Here is a 12,922-nt window from a genome sequence, read left to right on the forward strand (position 1 = left end):
CCGTGGCCGTCGTTGGGCTCGACATGGTCGACGGCCACAGACCTACACACCGTAAAGAGACTGATATTTCTCCAGGATGGATGCCGTACGGTTCTTCATCCTGTGCTCCGCACGGGAGCGCGCAAGCTCGCCGATACCCTCCGGACCGTTACCGAGCCACCGCATCAGGTTGATAGCGACACTTATCATGTCGATGACTTCACACTCGGCGCCCCTGCGATTGGACGATTCCAGGTGCGCCTCTATCTCGTCGAACTGAATATCCATTACCCGACGAAAATGGGACAGCGGCTTGTTCACTATCTCCCGATGCGACTCCTCCCACGCATCCCAAAGAGCCTGAAAGGGCCCCAGACCCTCATTCGCCGCCCCGGACGTCGAGGTATTCATTTCCACGCCATCACCTACCATGACCGCACCGCGGCGAGGCGACTTTACATATAGCCGCCCATCGGGTCTCTTTCCCCAAATTTTTGTCCCCAATGGCAGGAATGTCAAGTTTCTCCGCGAGAACTACGCGCCCACACGGGCGCGGGGCCCACATTTTCTCATTTCCGACGCGCCCACCAGACGATCACCGGCGCGCAGGGCCGAGGTCAGTGGCCGCGGTCGAGCCAGGACTGGCGGGCAGGGGCTTCCCGGCCGATCGTCGTGGAGGCGCCGTGGCCGGTGCGGACGACCGTCTCGGGCGGGAGGCCCAGGAGCTGGGTCGTGATCGACTCGATGATCGTGGGGAAGTCGGAGAAGGACCGGCCGGTCGCGCCTGGGCCGCCCTGGAACAGGGTGTCGCCGGTGAAGACCGTGCTCAGCGCGGGGGCGTGGAACGAGACGCTTCCCCAGGTGTGGCCGGGAGTGTGCAGGGCGGTCAGGGCCACCGCGTCGTCGCCGGTGCCGATGGTGAACCGCCGGCCTGGTTCGATCTCCCGGTCGGGGGCGTGGTTCGGATGGGTGCGGTCCCACAGTTCCCGGTCGGCCGGGTGGAGCCAGATCCCCGCGCCCGTGGCGGCGGCGACACCGAGAGCCGCGTCGATGTGGTCGTCGTGCGCGTGAGTGCACAGGATCGCGGCAAGGTGTCGATCGCCGACGGCGGCGACGATCGCCGCCGCGTCGTGCGGGGCGTCGAGCACGACGCACTCCTCGTCGTCACCGATGATCCACACGTTGTTGTCGACGTGCCAGCATCCGCCGTCGAGCGAGAAGGTTCCCGACGTGACGAGGTGGTCGATCCGCACCCGCCCGCCGGAGCCCCCGGCCGCGCCGTCTCCCGCGAACGCGCCCGGGGCCGGCGCCGAACGGGCCGAACCCGCCCAGCCCACCTCTCCGCCCGCACTCGACCCGTCGGACGCGTTGGACGCGCCGCCAGCGCCATTCGCGCCCGCCGCGCCCGTCTCCACGCCATCCGCGTCCGTGGCGCCTCTGGCGCCGCCGGCGGCGCCCTCGACCGGGGCGCACATCAGATCATCACGACCGAACGCAGCACGTCGCCCCGCTTCATCGCGTCGAAGGCCGCCTCGATGTCGGTGAGGGCGATCTTCTCGGAGACGAACTTCTCCAGCGGCAGCCGGCCCTGCAGGTAGAGGTCGATGAGCATCGGGAAGTCGCGTTCGGGCAGGCAGTCGCCGTACCAGGACGACTTCAGCTTCCCGCCGCGGCCGAACACGTCCAGCAGCGGGACCTCGAGCGTCATGTCCGGGGTAGGGACGCCGACGAGGACGACGGTGCCGGCGAGGTCGCGGGCGTAGAACGCCTGCTTCCAGGTCTCCGGCCGGCCGACCGCGTCGATGACGACGTCCGCGCCGAATCCGCCGGTGAGTCCCTGGATGGCGGCGACAGGGTCGGTGTCGCGCGCGTTGACGGTGTGGGTGGCGCCCAGGGTCGTGGCGAGCGCGAGCTTGCGCTCGTCGACGTCGACCGCGATGATCTTCGCGGCGCCGGCGAGCCGGGAACCCGCGACGGCCGCGCCGCCGACGCCGCCGCAGCCGATCACCGCGACGCTGTCACCCCGGCCGACCTCGCCGGTGTTCATCGCCGCGCCGAGCCCGGCCATCACGCCGCAGCCGAGCAGCCCGGCGATCTCCGGTGGCGCCGCCGGGTCGACCTTGGTGCACTGCCCCGCGGCCACGAGCGTCGTCTCCAGGAACGCGCCGATCCCGAGCGCGGGCGAGAGCTCGGTGCCGTCCTCCAGCGTCATCTTCTGCGTCGCGTTCGCCGTGCTGAAGCAGTACCAGGGCCGCCCGCGCCTGCAGGCGCGGCACTGGCCACAGACGGCCCGCCAGTTGAGGACGACGTAGTCGCCAGGGGCGACGTGGGTGACGCCCGGGCCGGTCTGGGCGACGACGCCGGCGGCCTCGTGGCCCAGCAGGAACGGGAAGTCGTCGTTGATCCCGCCCTCGCGGTAGTGGAAGTCCGTATGGCAGACCCCGCAGGCCTTGATGTCCACGGTGACCTCGCCGGGCCCCGGGTCCGGCACGACGACGGTGCGCAGCTCCACCGGCGCACCCTTCCTCATCGACACGACGCCCTTGACCTGACGGCTCACAGTTGGTCCTCTCCCTCGCGTCCCTCGCGCCCACCGGTGTGAGGGCCCGCACGTATCAGTACGTCATCGTCACGTGACGGCCATGCCAACGCAACGTCCGAGTATCCCGGCGCGCAGCCGGATCAGTTCTTCCCGGCCCGCGGGTGCGCGGCTCCCCCGCCGGTCACTGCCAGCCACCACCAGCCGGCAAGATCAGGTTGAAACAATTTAGCAGTATTCCTACCAACTATGTTGACAAACAAATGACTTAACTGCTTCAGTAAGCAGGCCAAGGCGTCAGCCCGGTCCCCTCGGGCGCATTTTCTAGCCACGCAGCCAAGCCACGCAGCCCAGCCGTACAGCCTGGCCACACACCCCGACCGCGCAGGGCGCCGCGCGGCAATCCACATTCCCGAGGAGTCCCGTGTTCACGCCTGCCCTCCGGGCCGGTCGAGGTCGGCCACGCCGCGCGGCTGTTCTGGCAGCTTTGTCCGCCCTTCTCGCCGTCACCGCGCTGGCCGCCTGTAGTTCGGGCTCCGGCTCCGGTAGCTCGGCGGAGAAGCCGGCGACCGCGGTGACCAGCTACCCGACGACGATCCCGGCCGGCACGAAGCTGCGCGTCGGCGACCAGGGGTCACTCAAGCCCGCGCTCGACCTGTCCGGCCAGAGCACCGGCACGCCGTACGCGGTCGACTGGTCGACGTTCGCGTCCGGCCCGCTGCTGCTGGAGGCGTTCCGGGCGAGCGCGGTCGACGTCGGCTACGTCGCCGACACCCCGCCGGTGCTCGCCGCCGCCTCCGGGCAGGACCTCGCGGTGATCGCCGCCTGGCACAACCCGCCGGGGCAGCTCGTCCTCGCGACCAGGCCGGGCAGCTCCATCCGCACGGTCGCGGACCTGAAGGGCAAGAAGGTCGCGATCTCGACCGGCACCATCCTGCAGGCATACCTGCTGCGTTCCCTGGACTCCGTGAACCTGGCCCAGAAGGACGTCGACGTCGTCAACCTGGCGATCACCGACATCCCGAACGCGCTGGCCCGCGGCGACGTGGACGCCGGCGTGACGGTCCAGCCGCTCGCCACGACCTACCTGCAGGCCAACCCGACCGCGCACAAGGTCGACGGCGCCGACGGGTCGCCGATCGTGCAGTACCTGATCACGACCCACAAGGTGCTGTCCGACCCAGCCAGGCAGGCCGCGCTCGGCGACTTCGTGAAGCGCTGGGTGAAGGCCGTCGGCTGGCGGGACGGCCACAGCGACGACTACATCAACAAGTACTACGTCGACCAGCTGAAGGTGCCCGTGGCCACCGCGAAGGTGCTGGTGGGCACGGGCGTCCCGTCGGTCTTCGTCCCCATCGACACAACCAGCATCGGCGACGCCCAGAAGTTGGCCGATCTTTTCTTCAGCAGCGGTGTCCTGCCCGAGAAGGTCGACATCTCCAAGGTTTTCGACGCCCGATACAACTCCGCGGTCAAGGAGGCCCAGCAGTGACGATCACCAACGAGAGCGAGACCCGGTCCGCGGTCGGGCTGGACGTCCGGCCGCTGTCCGGGTACATCGGCGCGGAGATCTTCGGCGTCGACCTGACACAGCCGCTCGAGCCGGCCGTCGTCGCCGAGATCCGGGCGACCCTGCTCAGGTGGAAGGTCGTCTTCTTCCGCGACCAGCACGTCACCCCGGCACAGCAGATCGCCTTCGGCCGACAGTTCGGCGAGGTGACCCCGGGCCACCCGACCCTGCCGACACTCGAGGGCCACCCCGAGATCTTCCCGCTGGACTCCCGCGCCTACGCGGCCATCAAGGATGACACCTACCAGGTCCGCAGCCTGTGGCACACGGACGTGACGTTCGTGCACAACCCGCCGATGGGCTCGATCCTGCGCGGCGTGATCATCCCGCCCTATGGCGGGGACACCCAGTGGACGAACCTGGTCGTGGCCTACGACACGCTGTCCAAGCCGATCCGGGACCTCATCGACGGCCTGCACGCCGTCCACGTCAACCAGATCCACCTGGAGCGCGGTGACAGCTCCAAGCTGCAGAAGATGTTCGCCAGCACCTCCTACGAGACCGTCCACCCGGTGGTGCGCGTCCACCCGGAGACCGGCGAGCGGGTCCTGTACGTCAGCCCGAACTTCACCCAGCGGATCGTCGAGCTCACCAACACCGAGAGCCGGCAGCTTCTGGGCCTGCTCTACGACCACCTGGCCACACCGGCGTTCACCGTCCGCTTCCGCTGGCAGCCCGACAGCATCGCCTTCTGGGACAACCGCGCCACCGCCCACCTGATCCCGACCGACCACGGCCACCTGGGCTTCGACCGGGTGATGCACCGGATCACGATCGCCGGCGACGTCCCGGTCGGCGTCGACGGCAACCAGTCCGAGTCCCGCGAGGGCGGGTCGTTCGCGTGACCTCGCTCCTCCTCGAAAGCCCGGGCGGCGCCGGCACCGTCGGCGCCGCCCGGGCCCTCGGCCCCGTTCCGGAGGCTCCGGAGGCAGCCGGGCCCGGCAGCGTTCAGGTCGCGCTCGCGGACCCGGACCGGCCGCGCCGCCGGCCGGTGCCGAAGTGGCTGCGCCGGCTGTTCGGGCCGGTGCTGCTGGTCGCGTTCTGGCAGGTCGGCTCGTCCGCGGGGCTGATCCAGGCCGACATCCTCGCCGGGCCGTGGACCGTGCTGCATACCGGCCACACGCTGGCCGCGGACGGCACGCTGGGGCACAACCTTGTCATCTCGCTGCGCCGTGTCGCCCTGGGGCTCACGATCGGCGTGCTCGCCGCCCTGGTGCTGTCGCTGGTGGCCGGGCTGTTCCAGATCGGCGAGGACCTCGTGGACCGCGCCCGTGCAGATCCTGCGCGCCGTCCCGATCCTCGGCCTGGTGCCGCTGGCCATCCTGTGGTTCGGCATCGGCGAGCAGGTGAAGATCTTCCTGGTCGCCCTGGGCACCGCCTTCCCGGTGTACATCAACACCTTCGCGGCGATCCGCGGCGTCGACGGCCGGTTCGTGGAGCTGGCCCGCACGGTCCGGCTCGGCCGCCTCGGGCTGATCCGCCGGGTGGTCCTGCCCGGCGCCCTGCCGGGGTTCCTGGTCGGCCTGCGGTTCGCGTTCACGATCTCGTGGCTGGTCCTCGTCGTCAGCGAGCAGATCAACGCGTCCAGCGGGATCGGCTACCTGATGGACCAGGCCCGCACGTTCGGCCAGACCGACGTCATCGTCGTCGGCCTCGCGGTCTACGGCGTTCTCGGCCTGCTCTCCGACGCTCTCGTCCGCCTGCTCGAACGCCGCGCCCTGGCCTGGCGCCGGGGCCTGGAGGCTTCCTGATGACCACGCGGACGACGTCCCCGCCGCCGGCTCCCGGCGCGACGCAGGTGTCAGCGCCAGCCGTCCCAGCACCCGTCGTCCCGGTGCCAGCTGTCCCGGCGCCGGCGGTCCCGGCGCCGGCGGTCCCGGCGCCGGCCGTCGAGGGTGGCCCGGCCGTGGCTGGCTGGGCCGCGCGGCAGGGCGGCGGCGCGCCCGGGCCCGCGGTCCGGGTCCGCGAGGTGCGCCGCGAGTTCGCCGGCCGCGCGGTGCTCGCCGGGATCGACCTGGACATCGCCCCCGGCGAGTTCGTCGCGCTGCTCGGCCGGTCCGGCTCGGGCAAGAGCACGCTGCTGCGCATCCTCGCCGGCCTCGACGCGGACGCCACCGGGAAGGCGACCGTCCCCGCGCGGGGCGCGGTCGTCTTCCAGGACCCACGGCTGCTGCCGTGGACCCGGGTGCTGGACAACGTGCTGCTGGGCCTGAAGGGCCGGCAGGCCCGTGCCCAGGCGGCCGTCGCGCTGGCCGAGGTGGGGCTCGGCGGGAAGGAGCGCGCCTGGCCGGGGACGCTGTCCGGCGGCGAGGCGCAGCGGGCGGCGCTCGCCCGGGCGCTGGTCCGCTCCCCCGGTCTGCTGCTGCTCGACGAGCCGTTCGGCGCGCTCGACGCGCTCACCCGCATCCGGATGCACAGCCTGCTGCGCGATCTGTGCCGGCGTCACCAGCCGGCGGTGCTGCTGGTGACGCATGACGTCGACGAGGCGATCCTGCTGGCCGACCGGGTCGCCGTGCTCACCGACGGCCGGCTCTCGCTGGACGAGCGGGTGGGGCTCGGCGGCGCCCGCCACCGCTCCGACCCCGGGTTCGCCACCCTGCGCACCCGGCTGCTCGCCGAGCTCGGCGTCACCGACGACGAGGCGAGCGGTGCGGCGGGTGCGCGGGGCGGCGAGGCGAGTGGCACGACCGGCCGTGACGCCCCGGTCGCCGCCGCGAAAGACGCCGCCGGGGAGCCGTAGGCTGCGAGAGTGACGGATCGGGCACCTTGCCCGAGGCCGCGGCGGCCCCGCGGTTCAGGGCACGCGATCGCGCGGGGCCCGGCGGTCTCGGGTAAGCCTGAAGGCCAGTCAGCCAGCCCGAGTCAGCGGGATGAGCGAGCAGGATGAGCCAGCAGACCGTGACCGAGTCGACGAACACAGCCGAGCCGCTCACCTGGGCGCCGCGCTCGCACGACGCCCGGCTGCGGCTGTTGCTCACCGCCGAGCGGCTGTACGCCGAGCACGGCCTGGAGGCGGTGTCGCTGCGGCAGATCTGCCGGGCGGCCGGCAACGGCAACAACAACGCGGTGCAGTACCACTTCGGCGGCGAGCGGGGCCTGCTCGCGGCGATCGTCGCCCACCGGGTCCCGCCGCTGGACCAGCGCCGTGCCGAGCTGCTGGCGACGGGCCGAACCCACGGCCGGGACCAGACGGTACGTGGGCTGTTCGACGTCCTGATGCGCCCCCTTGCCGAGGAGGCACGCCGGCCGGACAGCTACTACGTGGGCTTTCTCGGCAGGTTCGGCGCTCATCCGCTGGAGGACCACCCATGGTGGGCCGGCGGCAGGCCGGCGGGCGAGGTAGGCCACGAGGTGTCCCTGGCGATCCTCGACCTCCTGGCCGAGGTTCCCAGGCCGTTGCGCGCACTGCGGCTGTCGCACATGGTCCGCCTCTGCCTGGCCGCCCTGGCCGGATACGACCGGATCCCAGCGGGAAAACCGGACGGTCCGTACCCGGGCACCGGCGGCGAGATCTCCTACGAGCTGTACGTCACCGACCTGTTCGACATGGCCGCGGCGGCGCTCACCGCGCCCCTGTCGGCGGAAAGCCATGCCGGGCCTGGTCCCGACTGAAGCCGCGCGCGCTCGGCGAGCGGCCGGTCACCGGCGGGCCAGCGCCGTGAGGGAACGCGGCGACATTCCCATCCACCGGGTTGACAAACAGCTGACTTAACTGTTCAGTGAAGGTGGCGGAACACCACCGGGCATTCGACCAAATCGCCCCCGCTCCTCGCCGAGCGATGCCCATGAGGCGCGTCGGCCGAATACCACTTGGAATGACGCGGGCCGGCTTCTCTTCAGTGCTGCCCGAAATCGGTCAGCAGCATTCACCAAACGGTTGATATCTCGACGGCGCCGCGAGACCACACTCCGGCGGCCAGATTTTCGACGCCCCCGCCATGACTCGGCGGTCAAGGAGGCCCAGGAATGACGACGACAGACGATGCCGCGACCACCCCGGCCCCGCTGGTGACGACGGCCGAGTCGACGGTCGGACTCGATGTCCGGCCGATGTCGGGGCACATCGGCGCCGAGATCTTCGGCGTCGACCTGACACAGCCGCTGGAACCCGCCGCCATCGCCGAGATCCGCGCCACCCTGCTCAGGTGGAAGGTCGTCTTCTTCCGCGACCAGCACGTCACCCCGGCACAGCAGATCGCCTTCGGCCGGCAGTTCGGCGAGGTGACACCGGGCCACCCGACCCTGCCGACGCTCGAGGGCCACCCGGAGATCCTTCCGCTGGACACCCGCACCTACCTGGGAGAAGGAAAAAGCGACTTCCGGGTCAGGAGCCTCTGGCACACCGACGTCACGTTCGTGCTGAACCCACCCATGGGCTCCATCCTGCACGGGCTGGTCATCCCGCCGTACGGCGGCGACACCCAGTGGACCAACCTCGTCACCGCCTACGAACGGCTCTCGCCGTCCCTACGTGACTTCCTCGACGGCCTGCACGCCGTCCACGTCAACCAGATCCACCTGGAACGCGGCGACAGCAGCAAGCTCTCCGCTCTGTTCGCCAAGACGCCCTACGAGACCATCCACCCGGTGGTCCGCGTCCACCCGGAGACCGGCGAGCGCGCCCTGTTCGTCAACCCGAACTTCACCACCCGGATCGTCGAGCTCTCGAACACCGAGAGCGACCGCGTTCTCGGCCTCCTCTACGAGCACCTCGCCACCCCGGAGTTCACCGTCCGCTTCCGCTGGCAGCCCGACAGCATCGCCTTCTGGGACAACCGCGCCACCGCGCATCTCGCCCCGACCGACTACGCGGGCTTCGACCGGGCGATGCACCGCATCACCATCGCCGGCGACGTCCCCGTCGGCGTCGGCGGCAAGCCGTCCAAGTCCCACGAGGGAGGCTCCTTCGCCTGACACCGAAACCGGCGCGGGGCGGATCTTCGCCGCCTCGACGTTAGCAGTTCATGACGGTGATGACACGGCCCGAGAACGGGCTGGTCGCGGTGGTGATGGCGGTGCGTTCGGTGATGGCGGGGGCGTCGGGACGCTGGTCGAAGACGATCAGCGTGCCAGTGGCCAGATCGAAGCGGTCTAGGTAGCGGTCGAGCTGTTTGAACCCCTGCTTCAGCGGGTTGGGCCGGCCCTCGCGCCAGACCTTGAGCTCGGCGGCCTCGCGCTGTGCGACACGACCTGACGCGCCCGGCCTGCCGCCCCGCACCCATTGCGGAGCGCGAGACGCGCCACTCAGCCGGTGATGACCGGGAGCGATTCCCAGCCACGGACCGTTGACGTGCGGGCGCGGACGGCCCCCGGCCAGTCGACCTCCCAGGTGGGGAAGCGGCGCAGCACCTCCTCGAGGGCGACCCGGCCCTCGAGACGGGCCAGCGCCGCGCCGAGGCAGTGGTGGATGCCGTAGCCGAACGTGAGGTGGCGGCCGACGTCGCGGTGGATGTCGAACCGGTCCGGGGCGGGGTAGCGGCGTTCGTCCCGGTTCCCCGAACCGACGAGGAAGACGACCACGCTGCCCTCGGGGACGGTCTGGCCGTGGTGCGCGACGTCACGGGCGACGTACCGGGCATGCGCGGGTGCCGGCGCCTCGTAGCGCAGCAGCTCCTCGACGGCGTTCGGGATCAGCGTCGGGTCGGCGACGAGCTCGGCGCGCTGGCCGGGATTCTCGGCGAGCACCTTCCCGGCCCAGCCGATCAGCCTCGTGGTCGTCTCGTTGCCCGCCGCCGCCAGCAGGTTCACGTAGACGAGGATCTCGGACCGGGTGAGCGTGCGGGTCGTCCCCGTCTCGTCCTCGAACTCGGTGGTCAGCAGCTCGGTCATCAGGTCGTCCGACGGGTGGCGGGCCCGCCAGTCGATGTACTCGGCGTACTGGGCACCATCGCTGACCGTGGGGTCCAGGTCGGTGCCGTCGCCGGTGAGCCGCAGGCCCTCGTCGATCCGGTCGCGGATCGTCTCCTGGTCGTCCTCGGGGATGCCGAGCAGGTAGCCGATGGTGCGCATCGGCATCGGCGCGCCCAGGTCCCGGACGAAGTCGAACCGCCCCGAGCCGACCAGCGGGTCGAGGCTGCGGGCGCAGAACTCCCGGACCCGCGCCTCCAACGCCACCATCTTCTTCGGGGTGAAGACCCGGGACAGGATGCCGCGGTGCACGGTGTGCGCCGGCGGGTCCTCGAACAGGATGAGGCCCGGAGGCAGGTCCAGGTCCGCCTTGATGAACTCCAGCACCGAGCCGCGCCCCGAGCGGTAGGTCTGCCAGTCGGCGAGCCCGGCCTCGACGTCGTCGAACCGGCTCAGCGCGTAGAAGTCGAACTTCTCGTTGTAGTAGAGCGGTGCCTCGTCGCGCAGCCGCCGCCAGACCGGGTACGGGTCGGCGTCGATGACGGCGTCATAGGGGTCGTAGGAGAGCTCGCCCCGGCCGGCCGACGCGTCGGCCCCGGGGCCGGTCGCCGCGTCCGGATCCGAGCCCGAGTCCTGGTTCGTGACTGTCACCGCTGGACCTCCCGACCGCCTGCTGATGTGACGCGTGCCGCACTGCCAATATCGCTCACCTTGGGTCCGCGCACGATGGCCCGCGTGAACCAGTGCTGGACGCGGGCAACATTTCCTCGGCGCCCCTCGTTGCCACAGACGGAGATTTCGAGCCAGACCAGCGGCGTGCGCGCCCGTGCGCGGAGGAGTGGTGTGGGATGAGCGTCGCGCCGGACGACGGGCTCGCGGCGGACGACTACGACGAGTTCGGGTATCTGCACGAGAACGCGGCGGAGATCGGGATCCCGTTCCCCGGGCGGCCCGAGGTCGGCCGGGGGTTCCTGGAGGTCGAGCCCGGCCGGAAGCTCAGCTACATCCGCTGGGGCACGGCCAAGCCCGAGATCGTGTTCCTGCACGGCGGTGGGCAGAACGCGCACACCTGGGACTACGTCGCGCTCGCGCTCGGCCGCCCGGCCATCGCCGTCGACCTGCCCGGCCACGGCCACTCCTACCGGCGTCCGGACCGCAACTACGGGCCGTGGCGCAACGTCGAGGCGCTGGAGGCGGCGCTGCCAGCGCTCGCGCCGAGCGCCGTCACCGTCGTCGGCATGTCGCTGGGCGGCGCGACCCTCATCCACCTGGCGGCCAAGCGCCCCGACCTGTGCCGGCGCGCCGTCATCATCGACGTGACGCCGCATGTGAATGACACGCGCCAGCGGCTGACGCGGGCCGAGCAGGGCACCGTCGCCCTCGTCGGCGGCCAGCCAACCTACGCGTCGTTCGAGGAGATGGCCGACACGGCGATCGCGCTGAGCCCCTACCGGGCGGCCTCCGGGGTGCGCCGCGGCGTCCGGCACAACGCCTACCGCCGCCCCGACGGGCTGTGGACCTGGCGCTACGACCTGTTCGGCCCGCCACCCGCGGGCGGTGAGAACTGGAACGACTTCGGCCGGCTGTGGGCCGACGTCGACGCGATCACCGTGCCGACGATGCTGGTCCGCGGCGGCGAGTCGAAGTTCGTCGCCGACGCCGACGCCGACGAGTTCCGCCGCCGCCTCCCGTCGGCCCGCTACGAGGTCGTCCCCGCCGCCGGCCACGCCGTCCAGAGCGACCAGCCCCTCGCCCTCACCGCGCTGATCAGGGACTTCACCTTCCCCGCCTGATCGCGGATGATCGCGGTTTGTGCCCTCCGGTGGTCGTAGACGGGGTCGGGTGACGACCACCGGAGGACGCAGACAGCGATCTGCTGCCGTCGGCGGCTGCCTGCGCCGGGCGACGAGTGGCGGTGCTCAGGTCGTCGGGGCGGACGGACGGGGCGACAGGCCGGCGGCGCGGTAGATGTCGTCGATCACCCGCATGTTCGCGAGCGCGTCCGCGGGCGGGGTGAGCACCGGTGAACCGCGCCGGACGGCGGCCTGGAATGCCCGCAGCTGCAGGGTGTAGGTGCTCTCGCCGGTCACCTTCTCGCGCCGCCGCCGGCTGGTTCTCACTGTCAGGCGGTGGAACACGTGCGGCGCGAGGGGGTTGAGGACCCGGGCCTCGCCCCGCTCCCCCGTGATGACGAGGCTCAGCGCGAGCCCCGGCCACGCCCACATGCCAGTCTCCAGGCGGCCCGTGACACCGCCGTCGAACCGCAGGTCCGCCGTCAGGTGGCGGTCGACATCAGGCAGCCGGGTCCGCGCGGCCGCCGAGACGACGGCGGGCTCGGAGCCGACGACCGTCCTCATCATGTGGACCCCGTAGCTGCCGATGTCCATCAGGCTTCCGCCGCCGAGGGCGAGCTGCCAGCGGATGTCGCGCCGGTTCGGGATGGGGATGACGAGGCGGGCCGCGACGTGTCGCACCGGCCCGATCTCACCGCTCGACACGATCTCCAGCAGGCGTTCGGCGAGGGGGTGGTAGCGCCAGTGGAACGCCTCCATCACGACCACGCCGCCGCGGTCCGCCGCCTCCTTCACCGCGAGCGCCTCGTCGGCGTTCGCGGTGAACGGCTTCTCGCACAGCACGTGCTTGCCCGCCTCGATGGCCCGGATCGTCCAGCGGGCGTGCGCGGAGGGGATCAGCGGGATGTAGACGGCGTCGACCTCATCGTCGTCGATGACCGCGTCATAGTCCGCCAGGACGCGCGGAACGCCGTGCCGGCTCGCAAACCGCCGCGCCCGCGCCACGTCCCGGGCGGCGACCGCGACGACCTCGGCCCCGTCCACAGCCGCCGCCGGACGGATCAGTGCCGCCGGCGCGATCCGCGCCGCCCCGAGCACACCGATCCGCAATGCCTGCTCGTCCCCCGTGGAAAACGTCGCCATGATGATCCTTCACCGTCTCGCTGCCAGGACCACAGCGTGACACCACCCGAA

The 12,922-nt window shown here is 71.2% G+C and carries 14 protein-coding genes; 7 read left to right on the top strand and 7 right to left on the bottom strand.

The window, feature by feature from the left end:
* Positions 1 to 42: 42 nt before the first annotated feature.
* The 3 genes from QOZ89_RS34870 to QOZ89_RS34880 form a co-directional block, all read right to left on the bottom strand.
* Positions 43 to 396, bottom strand: coding sequence for a hypothetical protein (locus tag QOZ89_RS34870; protein WP_131804094.1), 354 nt, complete (start codon positions 394 to 396; stop codon positions 43 to 45).
* A 200-nt stretch (positions 397 to 596) separates the two neighbouring features.
* Positions 597 to 1,454, bottom strand: a complete 858-nt coding sequence (locus QOZ89_RS34875; protein ID WP_312628046.1) for an MBL fold metallo-hydrolase — start codon at positions 1,452 to 1,454, stop codon at positions 597 to 599.
* Positions 1,454 to 2,539, bottom strand: a complete 1,086-nt coding sequence (locus tag QOZ89_RS34880; protein ID WP_071050387.1) for an S-(hydroxymethyl)mycothiol dehydrogenase — start codon at positions 2,537 to 2,539, stop codon at positions 1,454 to 1,456. The genes QOZ89_RS34875 and QOZ89_RS34880 overlap by 1 nt, the downstream gene beginning before the upstream one ends.
* Positions 2,540 to 3,005: 466 nt before the next feature.
* Here QOZ89_RS34880 and QOZ89_RS34885 point away from each other — a divergent pair, with 466 nt between their 5' ends.
* Entirely contained in the window at positions 3,006 to 4,010 is a 1,005-nt protein-coding gene (locus tag QOZ89_RS34885; RefSeq protein WP_241841918.1) for an aliphatic sulfonate ABC transporter substrate-binding protein, read from the top strand.
* Positions 4,007 to 4,933 (top strand): TauD/TfdA dioxygenase family protein, encoded by a 927-nt coding sequence (locus tag QOZ89_RS34890; RefSeq protein WP_312628051.1) that lies wholly within the window; start codon positions 4,007 to 4,009, stop codon positions 4,931 to 4,933. Before QOZ89_RS34885 ends, QOZ89_RS34890 begins: the two co-directional genes overlap by 4 nt.
* Before the next feature lie 103 nt (positions 4,934 to 5,036).
* Here the strand turns inward: QOZ89_RS34890 and QOZ89_RS34895 are convergent, their stop codons facing one another.
* Positions 5,037 to 5,228 (bottom strand): hypothetical protein, encoded by a 192-nt coding sequence (locus tag QOZ89_RS34895; protein ID WP_312628053.1) that lies wholly within the window; start codon positions 5,226 to 5,228, stop codon positions 5,037 to 5,039.
* Between the two features lie 131 nt (positions 5,229 to 5,359).
* Between QOZ89_RS34895 and QOZ89_RS34900 the strand changes: the two genes are divergently transcribed.
* The 4 genes from QOZ89_RS34900 (at position 5,360) to QOZ89_RS34915 (ending at position 9,002) form a co-directional block, all read left to right on the top strand.
* Positions 5,360 to 5,839, top strand: a complete 480-nt coding sequence (locus tag QOZ89_RS34900; RefSeq protein WP_312628056.1) for an ABC transporter permease subunit — start codon at positions 5,360 to 5,362, stop codon at positions 5,837 to 5,839.
* The gene (locus QOZ89_RS34905) at positions 5,839 to 6,828 is read left to right on the top strand and encodes an ABC transporter ATP-binding protein (RefSeq protein ID WP_241841917.1); all 990 of its coding nucleotides are present in this window, start codon (positions 5,839 to 5,841) and stop codon (positions 6,826 to 6,828) included. The genes QOZ89_RS34900 and QOZ89_RS34905 overlap by 1 nt, the downstream gene beginning before the upstream one ends.
* 143 nt (positions 6,829 to 6,971) lie before the next feature.
* Positions 6,972 to 7,700, top strand: coding sequence for a TetR/AcrR family transcriptional regulator (locus tag QOZ89_RS34910; RefSeq protein WP_071050383.1), 729 nt, complete (start codon positions 6,972 to 6,974; stop codon positions 7,698 to 7,700).
* A gap of 354 nt (positions 7,701 to 8,054) precedes the next feature.
* Entirely contained in the window at positions 8,055 to 9,002 is a 948-nt protein-coding gene (locus QOZ89_RS34915) for a TauD/TfdA dioxygenase family protein (RefSeq protein ID WP_071050382.1), read from the top strand.
* A 40-nt stretch (positions 9,003 to 9,042) separates the two neighbouring features.
* Here QOZ89_RS34915 and QOZ89_RS34920 read toward each other — a convergent pair whose 3' ends face one another.
* Together QOZ89_RS34920 and QOZ89_RS34925 are read right to left on the bottom strand one after the other, a co-directional pair.
* On the bottom strand, positions 9,043 to 9,306 hold the full coding sequence (locus QOZ89_RS34920; protein WP_071050381.1) for a hypothetical protein: 264 nt from the start codon (positions 9,304 to 9,306) through the stop codon (positions 9,043 to 9,045).
* 26 nt (positions 9,307 to 9,332) lie between these two features.
* Complete coding sequence (locus QOZ89_RS34925; protein ID WP_071050397.1) at positions 9,333 to 10,475, bottom strand: cytochrome P450; 1,143 nt, start codon at positions 10,473 to 10,475, stop codon at positions 9,333 to 9,335.
* 308 nt (positions 10,476 to 10,783) lie between these two features.
* On the opposite strand from QOZ89_RS34925, the gene QOZ89_RS34930 reads away from it, so the two are divergent.
* On the top strand, positions 10,784 to 11,728 hold the full coding sequence (locus tag QOZ89_RS34930; RefSeq protein ID WP_071050380.1) for an alpha/beta fold hydrolase: 945 nt from the start codon (positions 10,784 to 10,786) through the stop codon (positions 11,726 to 11,728).
* 126 nt (positions 11,729 to 11,854) lie between these two features.
* On the opposite strand, the gene QOZ89_RS34935 is transcribed toward QOZ89_RS34930, so the two are convergent.
* The gene (locus QOZ89_RS34935) at positions 11,855 to 12,871 is read right to left on the bottom strand and encodes a Gfo/Idh/MocA family protein (RefSeq protein ID WP_071050379.1); all 1,017 of its coding nucleotides are present in this window, start codon (positions 12,869 to 12,871) and stop codon (positions 11,855 to 11,857) included.
* Positions 12,872 to 12,922: the final 51 nt, after the last annotated feature.

The sequence above is a fragment of the Pseudofrankia coriaricola genome, assembly GCF_032027725.1.
Taxonomy (GTDB): domain Bacteria; phylum Actinomycetota; class Actinomycetes; order Frankiales; family Frankiaceae; genus Pseudofrankia.